The 16,583-nt window shown below is 32.5% G+C and carries 36 protein-coding genes; all 36 read right to left on the bottom strand.

Annotation, left to right across the window (positions count from 1 at the left end; translation table 11 throughout):
* Positions 1 to 87: 87 nt before the first annotated feature.
* The 36 genes from CJ192_RS04820 to CJ192_RS04990 all read right to left on the bottom strand — a co-directional run bounded on the left by CJ192_RS04820 (position 88) and on the right by CJ192_RS04990 (position 16,582).
* A complete protein-coding gene (locus CJ192_RS04820; RefSeq protein WP_102197964.1) occupies positions 88 to 576 on the bottom strand; it encodes an HNH endonuclease signature motif containing protein in 489 nt (162 codons plus the stop codon).
* Between the two features lie 277 nt (positions 577 to 853).
* Positions 854 to 1,378 carry a hypothetical protein gene (locus CJ192_RS04825; RefSeq protein WP_219721370.1) on the bottom strand — a complete coding sequence of 175 codons (525 nt, stop codon included), beginning with the start codon at positions 1,376 to 1,378 and terminating at the stop codon, positions 854 to 856.
* On the bottom strand, positions 1,368 to 1,724 hold the full coding sequence (locus tag CJ192_RS04830; RefSeq protein WP_102197965.1) for a hypothetical protein: 357 nt from the start codon (positions 1,722 to 1,724) through the stop codon (positions 1,368 to 1,370). The genes CJ192_RS04825 and CJ192_RS04830 overlap by 11 nt, the downstream gene beginning before the upstream one ends.
* Positions 1,725 to 1,744: 20 nt before the next feature.
* Entirely contained in the window at positions 1,745 to 2,068 is a 324-nt protein-coding gene (locus CJ192_RS04835) for a hypothetical protein (RefSeq protein WP_102197966.1), read from the bottom strand.
* Entirely contained in the window at positions 2,068 to 2,646 is a 579-nt protein-coding gene (locus CJ192_RS04840) for a phage tail tube protein (protein ID WP_102197967.1), read from the bottom strand. Before CJ192_RS04840 ends, CJ192_RS04835 begins: the two co-directional genes overlap by 1 nt.
* A gap of 11 nt (positions 2,647 to 2,657) precedes the next feature.
* On the bottom strand, positions 2,658 to 3,005 hold the full coding sequence (locus CJ192_RS04845) for a hypothetical protein (RefSeq protein ID WP_004818044.1): 348 nt from the start codon (positions 3,003 to 3,005) through the stop codon (positions 2,658 to 2,660).
* Positions 3,002 to 3,238: a hypothetical protein gene (locus tag CJ192_RS04850; protein ID WP_004817863.1), complete on the bottom strand. Its 237-nt coding sequence runs from the start codon at positions 3,236 to 3,238 to the stop codon at positions 3,002 to 3,004. Before CJ192_RS04850 ends, CJ192_RS04845 begins: the two co-directional genes overlap by 4 nt.
* Entirely contained in the window at positions 3,235 to 3,549 is a 315-nt protein-coding gene (locus tag CJ192_RS04855; protein WP_244897285.1) for a hypothetical protein, read from the bottom strand. The genes CJ192_RS04850 and CJ192_RS04855 overlap by 4 nt, the downstream gene beginning before the upstream one ends.
* Positions 3,527 to 3,949: a phage Gp19/Gp15/Gp42 family protein gene (locus CJ192_RS04860; RefSeq protein ID WP_102197968.1), complete on the bottom strand. Its 423-nt coding sequence runs from the start codon at positions 3,947 to 3,949 to the stop codon at positions 3,527 to 3,529. The genes CJ192_RS04855 and CJ192_RS04860 overlap by 23 nt, the downstream gene beginning before the upstream one ends.
* A 1-nt stretch (position 3,950) precedes the next feature.
* Entirely contained in the window at positions 3,951 to 4,217 is a 267-nt protein-coding gene (locus CJ192_RS04865; protein ID WP_102197969.1) for a hypothetical protein, read from the bottom strand.
* Positions 4,217 to 5,113: a phage major capsid family protein gene (locus tag CJ192_RS04870; RefSeq protein ID WP_004817991.1), complete on the bottom strand. Its 897-nt coding sequence runs from the start codon at positions 5,111 to 5,113 to the stop codon at positions 4,217 to 4,219. The genes CJ192_RS04865 and CJ192_RS04870 overlap by 1 nt, the downstream gene beginning before the upstream one ends.
* A gap of 2 nt (positions 5,114 to 5,115) precedes the next feature.
* Positions 5,116 to 5,598 (bottom strand): hypothetical protein, encoded by a 483-nt coding sequence (locus CJ192_RS04875; protein ID WP_004817750.1) that lies wholly within the window; start codon positions 5,596 to 5,598, stop codon positions 5,116 to 5,118.
* 83 nt (positions 5,599 to 5,681) lie between these two features.
* The gene (locus CJ192_RS04880; protein ID WP_004817902.1) at positions 5,682 to 7,070 is read right to left on the bottom strand and encodes a terminase large subunit domain-containing protein; all 1,389 of its coding nucleotides are present in this window, start codon (positions 7,068 to 7,070) and stop codon (positions 5,682 to 5,684) included.
* A gap of 115 nt (positions 7,071 to 7,185) precedes the next feature.
* Positions 7,186 to 7,479, bottom strand: coding sequence for a hypothetical protein (locus CJ192_RS04885; RefSeq protein ID WP_004817946.1), 294 nt, complete (start codon positions 7,477 to 7,479; stop codon positions 7,186 to 7,188).
* A complete protein-coding gene (locus CJ192_RS09295) occupies positions 7,448 to 8,506 on the bottom strand; it encodes a hypothetical protein (protein WP_004818013.1) in 1,059 nt (352 codons plus the stop codon). The genes CJ192_RS04885 and CJ192_RS09295 overlap by 32 nt, the downstream gene beginning before the upstream one ends.
* Positions 8,496 to 9,752, bottom strand: coding sequence for a phage portal protein (locus CJ192_RS04895; protein WP_004817813.1), 1,257 nt, complete (start codon positions 9,750 to 9,752; stop codon positions 8,496 to 8,498). Before CJ192_RS04895 ends, CJ192_RS09295 begins: the two co-directional genes overlap by 11 nt.
* Before the next feature lie 98 nt (positions 9,753 to 9,850).
* Complete coding sequence (locus CJ192_RS04900; RefSeq protein ID WP_004817979.1) at positions 9,851 to 10,207, bottom strand: HNH endonuclease; 357 nt, start codon at positions 10,205 to 10,207, stop codon at positions 9,851 to 9,853.
* Between the two features lie 243 nt (positions 10,208 to 10,450).
* Positions 10,451 to 10,888 (bottom strand): hypothetical protein, encoded by a 438-nt coding sequence (locus tag CJ192_RS04905; RefSeq protein ID WP_102197970.1) that lies wholly within the window; start codon positions 10,886 to 10,888, stop codon positions 10,451 to 10,453.
* A 12-nt stretch (positions 10,889 to 10,900) separates the two neighbouring features.
* Positions 10,901 to 11,305: a dUTP diphosphatase gene (locus CJ192_RS04910; protein WP_102197971.1), complete on the bottom strand. Its 405-nt coding sequence runs from the start codon at positions 11,303 to 11,305 to the stop codon at positions 10,901 to 10,903.
* Positions 11,298 to 11,459 carry a hypothetical protein gene (locus tag CJ192_RS09300; protein WP_180960889.1) on the bottom strand — a complete coding sequence of 54 codons (162 nt, stop codon included), beginning with the start codon at positions 11,457 to 11,459 and terminating at the stop codon, positions 11,298 to 11,300. The genes CJ192_RS04910 and CJ192_RS09300 overlap by 8 nt, the downstream gene beginning before the upstream one ends.
* Positions 11,452 to 11,955, bottom strand: a complete 504-nt coding sequence (locus CJ192_RS04915) for a Holliday junction resolvase RecU (RefSeq protein WP_102197972.1) — start codon at positions 11,953 to 11,955, stop codon at positions 11,452 to 11,454. The genes CJ192_RS09300 and CJ192_RS04915 overlap by 8 nt, the downstream gene beginning before the upstream one ends.
* Entirely contained in the window at positions 11,948 to 12,139 is a 192-nt protein-coding gene (locus tag CJ192_RS04920) for a hypothetical protein (RefSeq protein WP_102197973.1), read from the bottom strand. The genes CJ192_RS04915 and CJ192_RS04920 overlap by 8 nt, the downstream gene beginning before the upstream one ends.
* Positions 12,136 to 12,321 (bottom strand): hypothetical protein, encoded by a 186-nt coding sequence (locus CJ192_RS04925; RefSeq protein WP_102197974.1) that lies wholly within the window; start codon positions 12,319 to 12,321, stop codon positions 12,136 to 12,138. Before CJ192_RS04925 ends, CJ192_RS04920 begins: the two co-directional genes overlap by 4 nt.
* Entirely contained in the window at positions 12,293 to 12,763 is a 471-nt protein-coding gene (locus CJ192_RS04930; protein WP_102197975.1) for a hypothetical protein, read from the bottom strand. Before CJ192_RS04930 ends, CJ192_RS04925 begins: the two co-directional genes overlap by 29 nt.
* Positions 12,760 to 12,948 (bottom strand): hypothetical protein, encoded by a 189-nt coding sequence (locus CJ192_RS04935; protein ID WP_102197976.1) that lies wholly within the window; start codon positions 12,946 to 12,948, stop codon positions 12,760 to 12,762. Before CJ192_RS04935 ends, CJ192_RS04930 begins: the two co-directional genes overlap by 4 nt.
* A gap of 7 nt (positions 12,949 to 12,955) precedes the next feature.
* Positions 12,956 to 13,402, bottom strand: coding sequence for a single-stranded DNA-binding protein (locus CJ192_RS04940; RefSeq protein WP_102197977.1), 447 nt, complete (start codon positions 13,400 to 13,402; stop codon positions 12,956 to 12,958).
* Positions 13,395 to 13,640, bottom strand: coding sequence for a hypothetical protein (locus tag CJ192_RS04945; protein WP_102197978.1), 246 nt, complete (start codon positions 13,638 to 13,640; stop codon positions 13,395 to 13,397). The genes CJ192_RS04940 and CJ192_RS04945 overlap by 8 nt, the downstream gene beginning before the upstream one ends.
* Positions 13,641 to 13,657: 17 nt before the next feature.
* The gene (locus tag CJ192_RS04950) at positions 13,658 to 13,855 is read right to left on the bottom strand and encodes a hypothetical protein (RefSeq protein ID WP_102197979.1); all 198 of its coding nucleotides are present in this window, start codon (positions 13,853 to 13,855) and stop codon (positions 13,658 to 13,660) included.
* Positions 13,852 to 14,031, bottom strand: a complete 180-nt coding sequence (locus tag CJ192_RS04955; RefSeq protein WP_102197980.1) for a hypothetical protein — start codon at positions 14,029 to 14,031, stop codon at positions 13,852 to 13,854. Before CJ192_RS04955 ends, CJ192_RS04950 begins: the two co-directional genes overlap by 4 nt.
* A gap of 8 nt (positions 14,032 to 14,039) precedes the next feature.
* Positions 14,040 to 14,219: a hypothetical protein gene (locus CJ192_RS04960; protein ID WP_102197981.1), complete on the bottom strand. Its 180-nt coding sequence runs from the start codon at positions 14,217 to 14,219 to the stop codon at positions 14,040 to 14,042.
* On the bottom strand, positions 14,219 to 14,407 hold the full coding sequence (locus CJ192_RS04965) for a hypothetical protein (RefSeq protein ID WP_102197982.1): 189 nt from the start codon (positions 14,405 to 14,407) through the stop codon (positions 14,219 to 14,221). The genes CJ192_RS04960 and CJ192_RS04965 overlap by 1 nt, the downstream gene beginning before the upstream one ends.
* Before the next feature lie 9 nt (positions 14,408 to 14,416).
* Entirely contained in the window at positions 14,417 to 15,292 is an 876-nt protein-coding gene (locus CJ192_RS04970; RefSeq protein ID WP_102197983.1) for a helix-turn-helix domain-containing protein, read from the bottom strand.
* A gap of 11 nt (positions 15,293 to 15,303) precedes the next feature.
* Positions 15,304 to 15,777: a hypothetical protein gene (locus CJ192_RS04975; protein WP_102197984.1), complete on the bottom strand. Its 474-nt coding sequence runs from the start codon at positions 15,775 to 15,777 to the stop codon at positions 15,304 to 15,306.
* Positions 15,746 to 15,964, bottom strand: coding sequence for a hypothetical protein (locus CJ192_RS04980; protein WP_102197985.1), 219 nt, complete (start codon positions 15,962 to 15,964; stop codon positions 15,746 to 15,748). The genes CJ192_RS04975 and CJ192_RS04980 overlap by 32 nt, the downstream gene beginning before the upstream one ends.
* A gap of 162 nt (positions 15,965 to 16,126) precedes the next feature.
* A complete protein-coding gene (locus CJ192_RS04985; RefSeq protein ID WP_102197986.1) occupies positions 16,127 to 16,378 on the bottom strand; it encodes a hypothetical protein in 252 nt (83 codons plus the stop codon).
* Positions 16,379 to 16,393: 15 nt separating this feature from the next.
* Positions 16,394 to 16,582 carry a hypothetical protein gene (locus CJ192_RS04990; protein WP_004817930.1) on the bottom strand — a complete coding sequence of 63 codons (189 nt, stop codon included), beginning with the start codon at positions 16,580 to 16,582 and terminating at the stop codon, positions 16,394 to 16,396.
* Between the last annotated feature and the right edge of the window lies 1 nt (position 16,583).

A 16,583-nucleotide genomic window follows, 5' to 3' on the forward strand; every position in this document is an offset into this window, starting at 1 on the left:
CCATAACCAAGTTTAAGGTTATCTAACCATTTATACCCCTTGTTTCCAAGTATTTAAAAAGAGCCTACACGTGTAAGCTCTAAGGGATTAGACTATATCTTTAACTAATTCAAAATACCAATGTTTTTTATTTCCTTTTTTGTAAATTCTACCATAATCAATTTGAGATTTATTACACTTAAAATATTTAGCTGTATCATTTCTTGACTTAAATAAAATAGTTTCACCAGTAACTGTATTTGTAGCTCTTACAGGTTTCCACTTATTTCTAATTCTATTGTCATAACCATAGGCCAAATAATTTAAAGTTGCGTTAGACCATCTTAAATTTTCTAATCTATTATCAGATTTATCACCATTTATATGGTCCACCTGGCTCATATTTTTAGGATTAGAAATAAAAGTTTCAGCTACTAATCTATGAATATATAATGGTGTTGTTTTTCTGCCTAACATCACTTGACAATATCCATCTTTTCTTTTTGATTGTTTTAAAACTCTTCCTGTTTTTTTATTCCTAACTTGTCCCAATTCATTAACCTCATAATTTGGTTTTGCTTCAATAGTTTTCCACACGAATTTGCCACCTTTCTTTATTTATATTATAACATTTATCGTGACAATCCTTAACTATTTTTACATTGATATATTTTAGTTAGTACGCACTTCCAAACACGTATCAATAGTGTTTGTACTGAGTAACAAACTCATAGTCGTTACACCTTCCTGTTTCTAGGCTTGGCACGGGATTGCCATAGATTTTCCTTAGGTTTCCCCCGTTAGCAAGAATATATCTCACACCCGTGATAAAGGTTCACGTACATTTACTATATAATCACTTATATAGCAGACATTAATTTATCGTATAATTCTGCTTACTAAATCCCTGATATGCATCTTGAATTGACTGAATATTAGTTCCCATCTTAGCGGAGTTATCAGCCATGTCTTTAATTGCCATATCAGCAGTATTTGCAGCTTTTTTTGTATCTCCACCTAAAGACTGCAATAAAGATGCTGAGAAGCTTGTTGCTTGTTCCATATATTTATTAGCAGATATCTGTGCGTCTCTATAGGCATTTTTAGCATAACCCTTAACTATATTTGCACTACCTTTAAATAAAGTTTCTATACCACCAATAGATTGTTCCAATGCCCCACCAGCACGAATTGATGTTGCAAAGGCCTTTCCTATTCCTGCAGCGGCTATTACTTTACTAGCTACTCCTACAAGTTTTCCACCAAATCCTAATCCGGCAGAAGCCCCAGCACTTTTTGCTTCTCCTCCTAGAAGTTTTGAAATAGAACCAGATATTCCCCTTGCAGATGGCATTATTTGGACATAGGCTTTTCCTAAATTAGTTCCACTATTTGCCATTGTTTTCACCTATCCTTTTTAATATTTCTTGTCTTCTTTTTTCAAATTCCTTGCCAGATACATATCCGTTTGGCTTTTTCTCTTTTGTTTTTTTGTTTCCTAATAAAATACTAGCTAAAGTTTCAGGTTTTTCACTCCCTTTTGATCCTGCTAAGCTATATAAAATCATGGATAATCTATCCAAAACCCCTGCTGTCATTACAGTATTCAAATCTACCTTTAAACCTGATATTTTTTTCTTTATTCTGGAATCGTTAGGCAAACCAAAAACAAAAACAGCCAACTTATTAAAAGCTAGCTGTTCATAATTATATATATTATAATATTGGGCCAAATCGCATATCATTTCTTTCTCGTAATCTTTAATTATCTTGGCAAGGACAAGGAGTTTTTTAATTCTTTACTTTCAAAAATATCCTTAACTATTTCAGAAACCTTCTCAATTGGGACACTACCTTTATAATCTCTTACAAAATCATATAAATTATCCTTTTGTTTTTTGCCAAACATTTTTTCTAAAAGCTTCGGCATAAGAATTGGATTATCATCAACCTCTCCGATAAGTTCTAACATTTCCATATCTTTAAAAACTTCAGAATCAACAGAAAATCTAAATCCAGACTTTGTAATTCCTCTTATTATCTTGTCATTTATTTTAATAGGCTTATTTCTTCTTTTATTTCTGCTCATTAAGATGCCTCCCCTGAGCTTGTTCCCTCAGCACCTTTTATATATTCATAATGTGTATTTCCATCCTTATCTGGTAAACATTCTATAGTTGTTTCATAACCTATGGCCTCATCATCCTTGTAGGAAATTTCTCCAACCTCAGAAATCACTCCATTAGGAATTACCATTCTTTTTATAGTATCTCCATTTAATAAGGTTTCTATCACAAAAGACCTTGCCTTCATTGGTTTGGCATTAGCCTTTATAGTTATTCCAGTTTTTAATGTTCCTGTTACGTTCTCATCCCCGTATACAACCTTTAAAACATCAAGGTTTAATACTTCTATTAGAGTAAATTGATAAGTATCTGGCTTTTCGGTTTGGGATACGAGAACTGTTTTTCCTCCCCAAGCCTTTATTTTTTCAGATTCTGGACTATTTTCGTTTGTAATTCCATCTTCAGACACATAGCCCAAAGATTTAAATTTTGTATCAAGTTTTGTAGTTGCATCCGTTGGCAAGCTTGAACCAAGTGGAGCTGTAGAAATCGCCCCGTCTGTTAGTGGCTTACCATAAGATACATTATTAACATCAGCCATATTTTTCTCCTTTAATTTTTATAATAATAAATATCAAAAACAGCTTGATACCTATATCTTTTCATTTCTAAATCCGTAAAATTATAATCAGAATTTAATTTAATTGATCCTATCCTTTTATCATTGGCTAAAAATAGCATGGCCTCTTTCACCTTTTCATTGTTTAAGGCTGCCTTATACATACTCTCGCCATAAGACTGTATAGCAAAAGTTGCTGATAAAAGTTTATTTTCGTTTGAACTACTTGTTTTTTCAATCAAAACAAAATCATCTTTTTTATAATTTTTAGGATATTCTAAAAAAACATCTAACTTTAATTTTTCTTTCAAAAAATCCTTTAAAATTTCTTCAATAATCATTTCATAGCCTTTAAAAGAGTATTGTTTTTAAGGTTATCTCTTTTTGCCCTAATAGAATCAGCATAAACCATAGTGTTTGCTCTGGTTTTCCCAACCCTAGAGTTCATATCATAACCTTCTCCAGCTCGGCTTTTTATTTCTGATCCATAAGATTCAAGTACGGTTTGGATTTCTTTTCCTTTTAAAAGCTGAGATACACCCTGCCTATTTAATACAAACTTAACCTTACTCATTCTATCACCTCTACATATGCTTTTTTATTCCATGATAGGGGTATGAGGTTATCAATTCCCTGTGTTACTTTTCCAAAAACTTTAAATCTTTGGCCAAAAAACAAAACTTCATTATCTTCCCAAATATTTTCATCTCCCTTGGGAATCCCTAAGGTATAAACAGCTTTTTTCCCGTATAGGTTTTGAGAATTAATAATATCATCAGAATTTGTAGGAGTTACTAAGACATTGTCCACCTTTATAGGTTTTTCTTGGTAAATATCTCCACCAAATGGATCTTCGCCAACTTTAATCTTCTGTATCAATTCCACTGTAATTCCATGGATTTTCATAAAAATCTATCACCCCATATCTTTGTCTTCTAAGTCCAAGCCTAGAAAGCTCACTTTTTTTAATAAAAAGTCCACCACCAGGCACAAGAAAAGAACCAGAAAAAGAATAGCCCAAGGCTGATTCAGAATATTGGGTCATTGGTTCTTGGTCAGTTGCAGTCATTAAAGTTCTTGCCACAACATCAACAACAACCGATTTTAAAACCGACCTGTAAGGCTCACTTGCCTTGGCCATATCATCTAAATCCTTGCCTACATTATCTGCCTCAACTCTCAAAGAGTTTTCTATGACTGGAATAAGCTCTTTAACCCTTAAAATTTCATCATTTTTTAAAGGTCTCCATAAAGAAATAACATCATCAACAGAGCAATACTCCATCTTATTCTCCCATCATTAATTTATATAATTCATCCTTTTTAGCCTTTGGATTATATTCAATTCCCAAAGCATCTAGTTGGGCCATTATGTCCTTTTTTGTTATTTCATCTGAAGATTTTTCTTCTTGATCTTTTTCTTCTTTTATTTGATTTTCAATCTTTTCTACTTCTTCTTTAACTTCTTCGCCGACTACTTTCCAATTTTCTCCGTATAAAATATCAGGGCTAGATATTCTAGCCCCTGTTTTGGTATTTACATATTCAAACATTATGATGATTCACCTTCTTTAATAATTGCAAAATGATTAGGATCTAATATTCCCCAGCCTAAGTAAGTTTCACATCTTAAATACACTTGGTTATATCCTTTCAAATCTTTTCCAGAATTGTCAGGATCCCCATATTTTATTACTTCAAATGGAATTTGTTTTGCATATCCCCATTTGAACATATTAGAGAAATCACCAACAATAGCCTTATCTTTTGTACCTTTTCCAACAGTAGCATTTACATCAACTTTTAATCCGTTAACAGAACCAGGATTTGCACCCCATCTTAATTCTGGGAATAATCTTGGTGTACCTTCCTTGCCATCTACTGTTTGTTTTGCCATAGAAGTCGCAAATGTTGGGTCAAAAGCAGCTCCTGTTACATCTCCCTCAGAACCTCTAATTAAACCTACAGCACTTTCAATGTTTTCATCAGGATTTTTAGCGTTAAATACAACTGTTTGTGTAACTTTTTTATCAAAATAATTATCTCCAATTACAGTAGATGTTTGTCCAGTTCTTGGATTTATTCCATGAAAAGCCATAAGGTCTAAACCTTTTGCAACTTTTTTAGCATATCCATCATTAAAGGCTTTCAAAATATTTAACTTATATTCTTTAGAAGCATATAAAAATTCATCTGTTACCCTTGCCCCATATTCTATTTTTAATGGAACCATGATAACAGTATCAAGGCTTATTCCACCTTCAGATTTTTGTCCACCTTCTGCAACAATGTCTACTTCCTTATCCATTGAAAAAACAAATTCTTTATTTCCATTAAAAGAAATTGGAGTTTGTTTGGATAAAACAGCCAAAGATGAATTACCTTTAACCTTGTTCATTAAATCATTTACTAGGATTTCATCAAAGAAATCTCCTCTACTTAATACCATGTTTATTCTCCTTCCAAATCTAGACCATCAAGAAGTTTTTTCAAAGCTTGGTCTTTTTCATCAACCTTATTTTCATAAGTTTTTAATGGTGGTTCATAAGATTTTTTAGATTCTGAAAAATATTTGGCCATAACTTCGGCATCTTTTTTCATGGAATCCTCATCATCTCCAGAAATCTTGTCAGCAAGTTTAAAAGGTAGACCATATTCTAAGGCTATATTTCTTTTAACTTCTGCTCTTTCAAAAGCAGAAATCTTTTCATTAAGCCCCTTAATGGTTTCATCCTTTCCTTTTACTTCTTCCAAGCTTTCCTTATATCCTGCCACTTCATTTTTAAGACTAGAATTTTCAGACTTTAGATCATCTATTGTTTTTTTGATTTCAGTTTTATAATCTTCTATCGCTTTTTCCTTAGCTCTTTCAATTCTATCCTTAATCCTTGCATCAAATTCTTCTTGACTTTCAATTACTTTAAATTCGCTCATTTCTTCTACTCCATTTCCCCGTGTCCGGTAATTTTATATTAAAAAAGTGACTGTCAACTATTAGTTGACACCCACTTTAATAATCAATATATAATTTTCTGCTTGTTTGTAGACTTTATTTCCTTTACTGCCCAATGTGCAAGTAAGCATGCATCCATTAGGCTTATATCCATATCATCAAATTGGCTTTTATAACCAAATCCACCAGATGAACCTATATTTCTTTTCTCACAGTTAGTTACAACTTGTGATAAAGAAGGTTGGTCCATATGGCCAATAGATTTATCAAAAATCCCCTGCTCCCAAAGAGAATTTGCATTTATAATCTCTTTTACAGTAGGTAAGATAATATTTTTAACCCTAGCTTCTTTTAATTCATCCTGCAATATAAATTGCCTGCTTGCCCCATCTATTACTACAGATTTAGGCTTAGTTTTTACTAAAAAATCTATTATCCAATTATCACCATTTCTAACATTTTGACAATCAATAGCTTCAATAAAAATCATTTTTGATAAAGTCTTACAAGCAACAGCCAAAGATACATTAGTTCCATCATTTCCAAATTTTATTCCAACGTGCATTTCTCCAGTAAGAATTGGTAAAGACTTTAATTTTAACCTTTGCCATTCTTTTTCTGTAATAGCTGATTTTTGGTTGTATGAGATCCACAGTCCCAATCTTTGTATATTAAAATCAGTTTCGTCTGAGCCAATCTCATCTTCAATTGACCTTTCTGTAAAAATAGTCCCCAAAGATGGATTAGTTTTATACCACAACTCACTATCATGTATATCTGACATTTCTGGCACAGACCATTCTGCCCAATAAGCATTATTTGGTCTTGATGTTAAACATTGTTTTCTAAAATTAACAAAAACCATACCTGAAGATATGGGAGTTGGTGGAGTTCCACACATTATAGTTTGAGGATTTTTAGAAGATGTTACCGTGTATTTAAGGGCCGATTCTTGGTCGTCAGTATATTCTTGTGCCTCGTCAATTATTAAAAGGTCAAAACCTTCCCCAAGTCCACCAGTAGAAGTTCTAGTTCTAAACTCCACCCTTCCACCAGTTTCAGGAATCTCCACACGTTCACGACCTGTAGCCCTCAAAGATTTATATTCAATATTTGCATCATCTAAAACCATGCACAACCTTTCCCAAGAAGCATGAGAAGTAAAAGTCCTATGAGCTGTATGGTTTACAACTTCCCCTTTTAGAATAGCATAAAGCTCTCTCATAACTAATATTTCAGACTTTCCATTTCTTCTTGGTAGAGAATAACCACACTTGGTATGGGTCCATAGCCCATCTTTATTTATGGCCAAAAGGTCTTTTAAAATTAACCTCTGCCACTCCATGGTTTTTCTCTTAGATCCCTCATAAAGTTCTACACATTTTTTATAATCAGATTTTTTATATCCTTGACTTATCTTTTGGGTAGGAGTCTGCTTACCTAATCTATTCAATACAAACCCCTTTCAAAATTTACAATAAAAAATAGCAGTTTAACGACATACTTAGGTCAAAATCTCCACTAAAAAAGCACCTCTAAAATCTTACACCTGTAAGTTTAGTTGTGCTTTATTCAAATACAATATTTAATTTATTATCTTTTATTTCTGGAATAACCCATACACAGTAGTCATCCCAACCTGATAAATCTTTTTCTTTTTCAAATTTTACTTTAAATTTATCTACTATTTCTTCAGGTATTAACCAACCAAATAAAGAATCTACTTCCATATCCATAAAATCTATATCTTCACATTCTCCAAAATCCAAAAAGAAAACTTTATTTACTTTACTAGCTTCATCTTGAACCAATTTGAAAAATTTAATAAATTTATTGTTTTCCTGCGTTCTTAATCCTAGCATTATTAATACCTCCTTTCAAAATAGTTATAAATTCGTTATTTTTGTCAACCAATACTACATCTTTACCTTTAACATAAGCTATAACGGTATTTGTTTGACCTCTCCAATTTATATTTCTAATAACACTATCATGGTTTTCTACAATATCATTAATAATTCTAACAAACTTTTTTCTATCTACTTTTGAACTAACGTCTAGTCCATAATCTTTCATGTGTTTATTAGATTTCTTACCAAACTGTTTAGAATTAATTGAGAAATTTGTCTTATTTGATAATTCTATTTTTTCTTTAATTTTATCATCTTCGTTGACATTTTTCCACTTTTTAGACCATATATCTTGCTTTTTTCCATCTCCTGGATAATAGTCAACTGTACACCTACAATGCCTATGCCTTCTGTAAATATCTTCTGGTACGTCTGGATAAGAATATGTTCCAACTATTTCTTTACACCAATCACAACAATTACCATGTTCTTTTCTGATGATCTTAGGGTTTAGTCCACTTTTATAATGTAGATTAGCATTCTTTTTAATAGTTTCATCAACTACAGCTTGGGTAAAGTTTATTACTGGTTCCTTTAATAACCATTTACCATCTTCGTAAGAATCATATCCTGTAATTTTATCTATTAACTTGTCAATCCTATCCTGGTTTAAATCTGCCTTTTGGGCTTTAATTGATATATTAGCCTTTTTATTTAATATGCTTTGAACTTCTTTAGAATATTCAGAAACTAAATCATGATTTCTTACCATGTTTGGCTCTATCAATCTTTTTGCAATATTATAATACATTTTCCCATCTGGCAAATCTCCAGTTTTTATCTTATCCTGGAAAGTATCAGAAAGAATTTTCCCAATTTCAACAGCAAAATCATTGGCATCCTTGTAATTAGCTTTCTTATTTTTTAAGGCCTTTAATTTATCCTTAATTATATGAGATTCTTTAGTCTTTAAATCAAAAGATTTTTTAATTTCATCAAATATACCAGGAACAATATCCTTAACTTCTTCATTCTTCATTTTCAGCCTCTACTTTTGGTGGCTCTTTGCTTGCATTAAAGCCAGTAAGATCAGATAAATTATCTTTTCCAAAAAATCCTGGTATGGCTTGATTAATTTTAATTGATGCATCTCCAATTCCTGAAAGTGTTGTTACATCTGGTTCAAATACTGGATACCAGCTAGGCTTTATTTCATAAAATTGGTTTCTTAAATAAGGATAACCATCTGCCAAACATCTTGCCACATATCCAACATTTAAAAATCCAGACCCAAAACACCTTTGAGCCTTTCTTGCAGTAATTCTTAAAGTTTCATGACTTGCCTTTATTGCCTCGGCAGATGATGGATTATCGGTTATAAATCCTAAATCATCTAAAGTTAATCCAGTTTCTCCAGCAAAACCTGATGCTAAAGTTCTTAGTTGTTCAGTAAATGGACTCATAGACGGTTGAGAAAACTGTCCAAGTTTTGGACTATCCCCTTCATCGTCTTTGGTGAACTGTAACATTGAAGAAACTGTAGCCTTCCACTTATCAAGTGGCTCAGCATCTTGACTTAATCCAACCACATACTTTTGAGGAAAAGAATAAAATTCTGCTGTTACATCCGCCCTTTCAAGCGTTCGTTTAGCGTGGGCTTGGAAATACATAGAGGCTCTAGAAATCCTAGACCTACCAAAAGGCCTTACAGCGTCTGGACGATATATAATAGGAACTAACAAAGGAACACCAGCAGGATTTTTCACATTAGAATAAATCTTACCGTCCAAATAATATTCCGTCCTATCTGGTAAAAAAATAACTTCAGTCTTAGGATTTCCATTTTCAGTCTTATCAAGAACTGCATATCCAACCTTCAATAGCCCAGTAATAGGATCTATAACTCCAGTAGCTTCGCTTCCCTCAATAATCTGTAATCTTGGATAACCCTCATTTCCCATTGATATATAAATAAAACAACAAGAAGAAATAAGAGCAGATAAAATTGCCGAATCAAAAAATATATCCGGATTATTCAAGTTAAATATTTCATTCAAATCAAATAAATCATTTGAAAATTCTTTAAAAACCAACCTATCAGCCAAGCTATCAACAGCCTTAGCACACCAACCAAGAGATGACCTATACATCTGCCTAATATGTGGAGGAATAGTTATACCAAAATCATTCTCCCTAAACTTAGAATCATAATATAAGTATCTTTTCCTAACCATAGGCTCAAAACTATTCAATTTTCGCCTTAAAAACTCTAAATCATATTCCATAAATTCCCTTTCTAAAAAAATAACCAACCCCGCATGATAAAAAATGTACAGTGGACGGCTGAACTCCGGCCAACCGACCGGGGAGGGGGGTATCCCCCCTACATACCTTTAAATTTTTTTGGTTTATATTTTGTCCAATCAGTCGACCATGGAAGATTCCTATTTCCTATCACTTCAGGCTCTATGTTTACTTTATTTTTAAATAGCTTGTCTGACTTTGCTCTATTGCAAGACCAATGTGCAAGCTGTAAGTTATCAATGTCAGATGGATGTCCACCCTTTGATACTGGGATTATATGATCAATACAAGGAGCCAAAGGATTAGGTGCCTTAAGACTTAGGTCTACAGGCTTACCACATATACCACATACATTCTGCGTCTTAAGTATTATCTTCTTGTTCCTTTCAAAGGTTGCCCTATGAGGTCCAGTCCTATCCAATCTCTCCTTGGCCATACTATAATCCTTTCTCTATGTAAAATAAAAACTACCAACACAAAGGTGGTGGTAGCTTTCAAAAATAATTTATAAACTAGGAGACTCTAATGAGAATGTATGTTACTAGAAAGTAAACAATAATAAATAATCATGGAGGATTTTCTCGCTTACTTTCACACTACCATTATACACCCTATTGCCGTATAAAGTGTCCACTAATAGTCTAATTCTTAAATATTTTTATCAAATTACTTTACTATATTAATATTTACCGAATAAAGACAAAGCAATATGAACCAAACCTTCATTTGCTAGATTATATAAATGGGCTTTCTCATAATGGTATTTATCTTTCAGATTCTGTATCTTATTATACTTATAAGGTCTCCCATAAATCTCCAAAGTAATATCCCTTTGGATCTCACTCATACTCTTGAAAGCATAATCAAGCTCTTCGATAATCTTTTTATTCTCTCTAATATTAGTTTCTAATAAGTCAATCTCTGCCAGAATATTCAGTAACTTGTCCTTATCCTCAGATCCACCAAAAGGTGGCTTATCACCATAAAAAACAACAGTCTTACCTTCCTTAAGGTTATTTAATTCATCAATCTTCCTTTCAGCTCTTTCAATAAAATCTCTAGCATAAAAATATCTTTTCAACTTTTCCTTAACCAAATTTATATAAAAACTTTGCATCATAACTCCTAACTACCTACCAGAAGACCCAAAACCCTTAGAACCCCTATCAGTATTACAATCAATCTCCAAAACTTTCTCCAAATCAACCATACTTTCTTTCCTAAAAACAAGTTGGCCAATCCTATCACCTTTCTTAATCTCATAATCATTACCAGTAAGATTTGTAATAGAAGCCTTAATCTCTCCCCTATAAGAAGTATCAATCAAACCCAGATTGCAAATAAGACCCTTACTAGAATTACCAGACCTTGGCCTTAAATCAGCATAATATCCATTATCTAATTCCAAGAAAACACCAGTAGAAATAGTAGCAGTTTCCATTGGCTCCAATATCCTATCTTCAATAGCTCTTACATCATAGCCAATATCTCCATCTTTCTTACTTAATATGTAAGGTGCCTTGTACTTAATCATTAAAAACCTCCTCAAAATTATCATCAATTCTCATTTCAATTTCACAAATAAACTTATCAATATCCTTATCCGAAAAATCAAACCTATTTTCCAAAATATAAATAACAATCTCCAAAAATAAAGAACAATCATTAATATTTAAAAACTTACTCATACTTATAATCCAAAAATCTGACCCCTTGCCTAAAAATAACCTCATATCGGGATAGATCATCAGCCTTAACATACTTTCTACCAAATATTTCTTTCATATTTGCCCAAATATTCCAAGGGATAAAGAAATACCTGTCTTTAATCCCTATACAAACACCAGCAAGACCACCTAGCTTACTTTTAATCTCCAAAACCTCGGCTTGCTTATCTGAAACCACACTTTGTTTCATTCTATCGCTTGTAGTGTACTTTGCCTCAAAACAAATAGACCTACCACCATCAAGAGTCCCCTCAAAATCAGGGTTAGCGTTTTTTGTAAACTGCCCTTCAAATCGACCAGCATTTTTAAGCCTAATAACCCTAAAAGGCTCATCAATCTTAGCAATATCAGCCTTGCCCTCAGCCCTATAATACTTACAAGCCAAATCAATTAATTTCTCAAAATTTTTACCAAAACCATTAGCCTGTAAAGCCTTAAAACTTTGGAGATTAGTCATCACTCCAACCCCTTTCACGAATCAATCCCCAAACATCAATACTCAAATCCTCTAATTTATTATAAATTTCCTCAATATTTTGATCTAAATCATAATCTCTATATTCGCCTATATCCTCAACTTCTTTAATTGCATTTTCAAAAACATTAAACATATCAAATAACTTTTCCTTATCACTTTTCATTCTTCCACCTCCACAAACATTAGATATTTAATTTCAGATGTTGATACGCAAGCAATAAGTGTATATTTATCTTCTTCGTTAAACTCTAAATAACAAAATCCGTCTTCTTCAAATCTAAAAGAATTTGCATCAAATATAGTTTCGTTTTCATCTTTAAATACAACTTGTATGTTTGTTTTCATTTTCTACCTCCACCAACTCAAAATCTTTCAAATCAGTATCAAACTTTTTCTTGATTTCTTCAATTTCTTTACGTGTAAATTGGGTTTTAGCACTTTTATCTTGTAGGGTAGATGATAATCTCATGATATCATCATGTATAAAACAATTGAGGTAGCCTTTACCATTAATAGAATTTTTTATCCACCTATGCTTCAAATAATATTTCTTTTCTTCCTCCCTATCCTCAATAGGTGTTTTTGCATACTCGACAATTAGGTTAAACAGTTTATCTTGATTTTCCCATTCAATATCTACAAAACAGAAACAATTAATATAATGTACTCGTTCAGTGGATATTGTAGCAACAGTAAGTCCTTCGCTAACTATGCATATTCGTGTAATTCCTTTATTAACCTTAAACCCCAACTCTTCAACTCTTTTGATAAATTCCTTAGTTTTCATTCTTCCACCTCCACAACTTCAACCTTGTAATCTTTAATTTTTAAACCTTTCCTTTGATTTCTCATCTTAGTGTAAATAGTCCCTTCAGCCTTACCAGAATCCCTTGCCAATTCCTCAATAGACCTACCAACAGCAATTGGCCATTCCAATTCATCAGCAGTAACCATAAAATACAATTTCTCCATAACTCACCTAAAAAGGAATATTATCATCCTGAATTTCCACAAAATCATCACTAAAATAATCATCAATGCTTGTAATATTATTATGATAATCAGCCTTATCCTTATCTCCACTAGACTTTGTATCTAAAAATCTTACCCTATCAGCTCTAACATCAGTTGTATAAACCATCTTTCCGTCCTTGTCCTTGTATGAACCAGTTTGAATTTTTCCAACAATAGCAACCATTGAGCCTTTTTGGAGATACTTAGAACAAACCTCTCCCATCTTGCCCCATACAACAACCCTTGGAAAATCTGCCGTAGGATAATTATTTGCCTTGGCTTCCTCTCTTTTTTCCTTGCTCAACTCCCTATCAACAGCAAGCACAAAAGAACATACACCAATATTAGACCTTGTATACCTAAGCTCAGGATCCTTAACAAGCCTACCAACTAGAGTTAAATTATTAATCATCTATTTCTCCCCATTCATAAATTTTTTCTAGCTCATCTATAGCCTTATCAATTTTACCAAGACAAGTCTTTCCCGTAGGTTCAACTAATGGTAAATGGACCAAACCATCTTTATCTCCAAATTTTTTCCTTACCGTTTCCAAATAAGTATCAATACTAGCTTGAATAAATCCAATTTCTATAGGATCAAACTCTATACTAACAAGTATATCTCTTACATTATTCACTTTCTTTTTCATCTTTTTTTCCCCACTTTTTAACCATCTATTAATTTTAAATACACTTTTGATATTTCAGTAAGATCTTCTTCTGCCTTATCTAATTTTATGTTAAGTCCTATTTTCACCAAATCATCATCAGCCTTTTCTATTTTCTTTTTCAATTCCTCAATATATGTTGGTAAAAAAGTAACTGCCCAATAATAAGCGGCCCTATCTAATTGCCATTTTTTCATTCTTCTTCCTCCACTTCTTTCAAACAAAGTCCAATCTCCCTCAAATCAAACTGAAAATCTCCAAAAGAAATTATTGACGATTTTTCATCTTGCCTTATACTTACATAAATCTTCTTAGGTCTACCAAAACCATTAAACAAATTATTAAAAAATCTCTTAGTCTTAATCTTTAACAAAACTCCTCCTATCCCAAAAACCTATAAACAATAATTCCAACAAAAGCCAAAACTGACACTTGCCCAAATATTAATCCAAAATCAAACCTAGAAAAATCTAACTTTATTTTTCCAAATCTTTTAAAACCAAAATAGCAAAAATCACTAACAAGTATCATGAAAATTAAATATTTAATAATTACAGGCACTATAAGCCCTCCACAAAATTCTTAAAATCTCCAGAATATTCAATATCATCAAATACTTCCTCTTCCCCATTCCTATTAATAATCTCCAAACGGGCAGACTTATCTTCAACATCAACCCTACAAACCCTAAAAAAATCAGTATTCAAAAATATAGCCGATTCATTTTCATATTTAATCTTTAAAAACATTTCTTCCTCCTAGCCTTGTCCTAAAATCCTTTTAAATCTCTCCTGCCTCATCCTCTCAGCCAAATCAATGGCCTCTTTACAATCACTATGCCTTTTAGACTTAACAGCTTCTTTCTTGCTGTCAGAATAATTGCCCTCAGACACCTTAGAAAAATTATTAGGATCTATAAACCAATCATAATTAATAACAAAATCACTCCTATCCGAATAACCCTGGAGAAACTTGCTATAATTAATTTTATTAATAGCCCCCAAAAGATAATCAATCCCATACTCATCTAGACATAACTTGGTTAACCTATAACGCTTAGTATTAGGACTAATAGACTTAAGCCTAGGAATATTACTATCAAGCTTATTCCAAGTATCCATAACCCTATCCAAAACTTTTTCTAAATTATGGAGATTTTCATCCTCATCATCATGAAGAAGATTATTAATACTTGTAGTATTATATCTTGTATTATTATCTTCCGATTTATATCGGGTACCCTCCCCGATATTTATCGGATAGGTCTCCCCTTTATTTATCGGAGGGGTATCCTCTTTTTGTGGGATAGGGTCAGGACAATTTTCTCCCAAATCTTTCTTATCAGAATTTGGAACAATATAAATTTTCCTAGACTCTACTTCCCTGCTATTTTTCTTGTATATTAATTCCGTACTAAGATAACCAAACTTGCATAACTTATTAATCCACCCACTAACTGTATCCTTCTTAACCCCATACAATTTAGCAAAATAAGAATTGCTAGCATAACAATATCCATGTAGATTTGCAAGGGCTGTAATTTCAGAATACAATAACTTTTCATTGGCCTTTAGCCTATCATCATACCTAACATTAGCCGGTAAAATACTATAATAATTAGGATTTTCTGCCATAATAATCCTCCTTAATTCTCACTTAAATAAACAACCTTGTCCCTAAACTCCAATAAATTGGACTTATAATCATTCAAAACCCTAATCTCATCATCTAAATGGGAAATTTTCTCATCAACCATTCCTCGAATAGTCTCAAAATCCTCACCATTAAAATCAATCTTATAAAAAGATTCCTCTTTAAAATTCTTATCATTGCCCTCATCAAACTTACTCAAAGCCTTGGCAAAATCATCATCACATACCCTCTCATTTTTCCACCTATGAGAATCATAAATATCTTTCATGATCTCCACCATCTTTGGAGAAAGTAAAAGTCTCCTATCCTCACGCTTAAAAACATTGTCCCTATAAAACTTAGGATAAGAATCTCTAATTCTCATCCTAAAACGATTAAACTCATACCTAGGCACATCAAAACTACTAATAACATCAGCATTAAATCTCCAACCCCTATCCAATAAATCTTTCCAAATCTCCATCATAAATCCCCCTTCTTTTAAGCTCACACAACACTAAAAAGTGCATATCAAAACAATCTTCATTACAACCATTCTTTCTAGGATTAATACCAGAACCAACCCCATTGAAATACTCCCCAAGAGAAATAACATCCTCATCACTAACATTAATCAAATTTCTCATAAACATAACTTGATTCTCTATTTTCATAAATATTCTCCAAATCCTTAAATATAATCATAAATATACATTTTAAGAAAGACCAAGAAATTTCCTTAGCATATAGAAATCTCCAGCCTTTCCAAAAATTAAAAACGAAGTATAATAACCCTATAACAAATTTCTAAAAAGCCGATTGCTGTCGGCTTTTTTTTATGCCAAAAAAGCCATAAGAGACCCCAAAAACATTGCTACTATCCCTGACACCCTAATTAATTCACTTGGACCAGCTATGGCCAAGGTCATGCACAAACCAACAACAAAAATTCCTAAAAACTTATCCCTCATCCTTTCTCTCTCAGGCTTAGCAGTAAACCTAACACAAGCATCATCAAGCTTTTTACCATCTAACATCTCAAACACCTGACTTCTTTTTCTAATTCTTCTAACTTTCTTATTCTCCATAATCTCCTCCATAAATTATTTTAAATTATCTAAAAACTCCCTTATATCACAAGCCTTATAAAGTTTGGAAGATTCCGTAAGCTTTATTGTTTTCAGCCCCTTTTGCTCCCAATCTCTAAAAGTCTTAGAATCCTTAAATTGAAAATATTCCTTCATATCGGAAAGTGTCATATATTCTTTTAAAACTGTAAGCCTTTCCTCCATA

This window comes from Anaerococcus hydrogenalis, assembly GCF_002871895.1.
GTDB classification, from domain to species: Bacteria; Bacillota; Clostridia; order Tissierellales; family Peptoniphilaceae; genus Anaerococcus; species Anaerococcus hydrogenalis.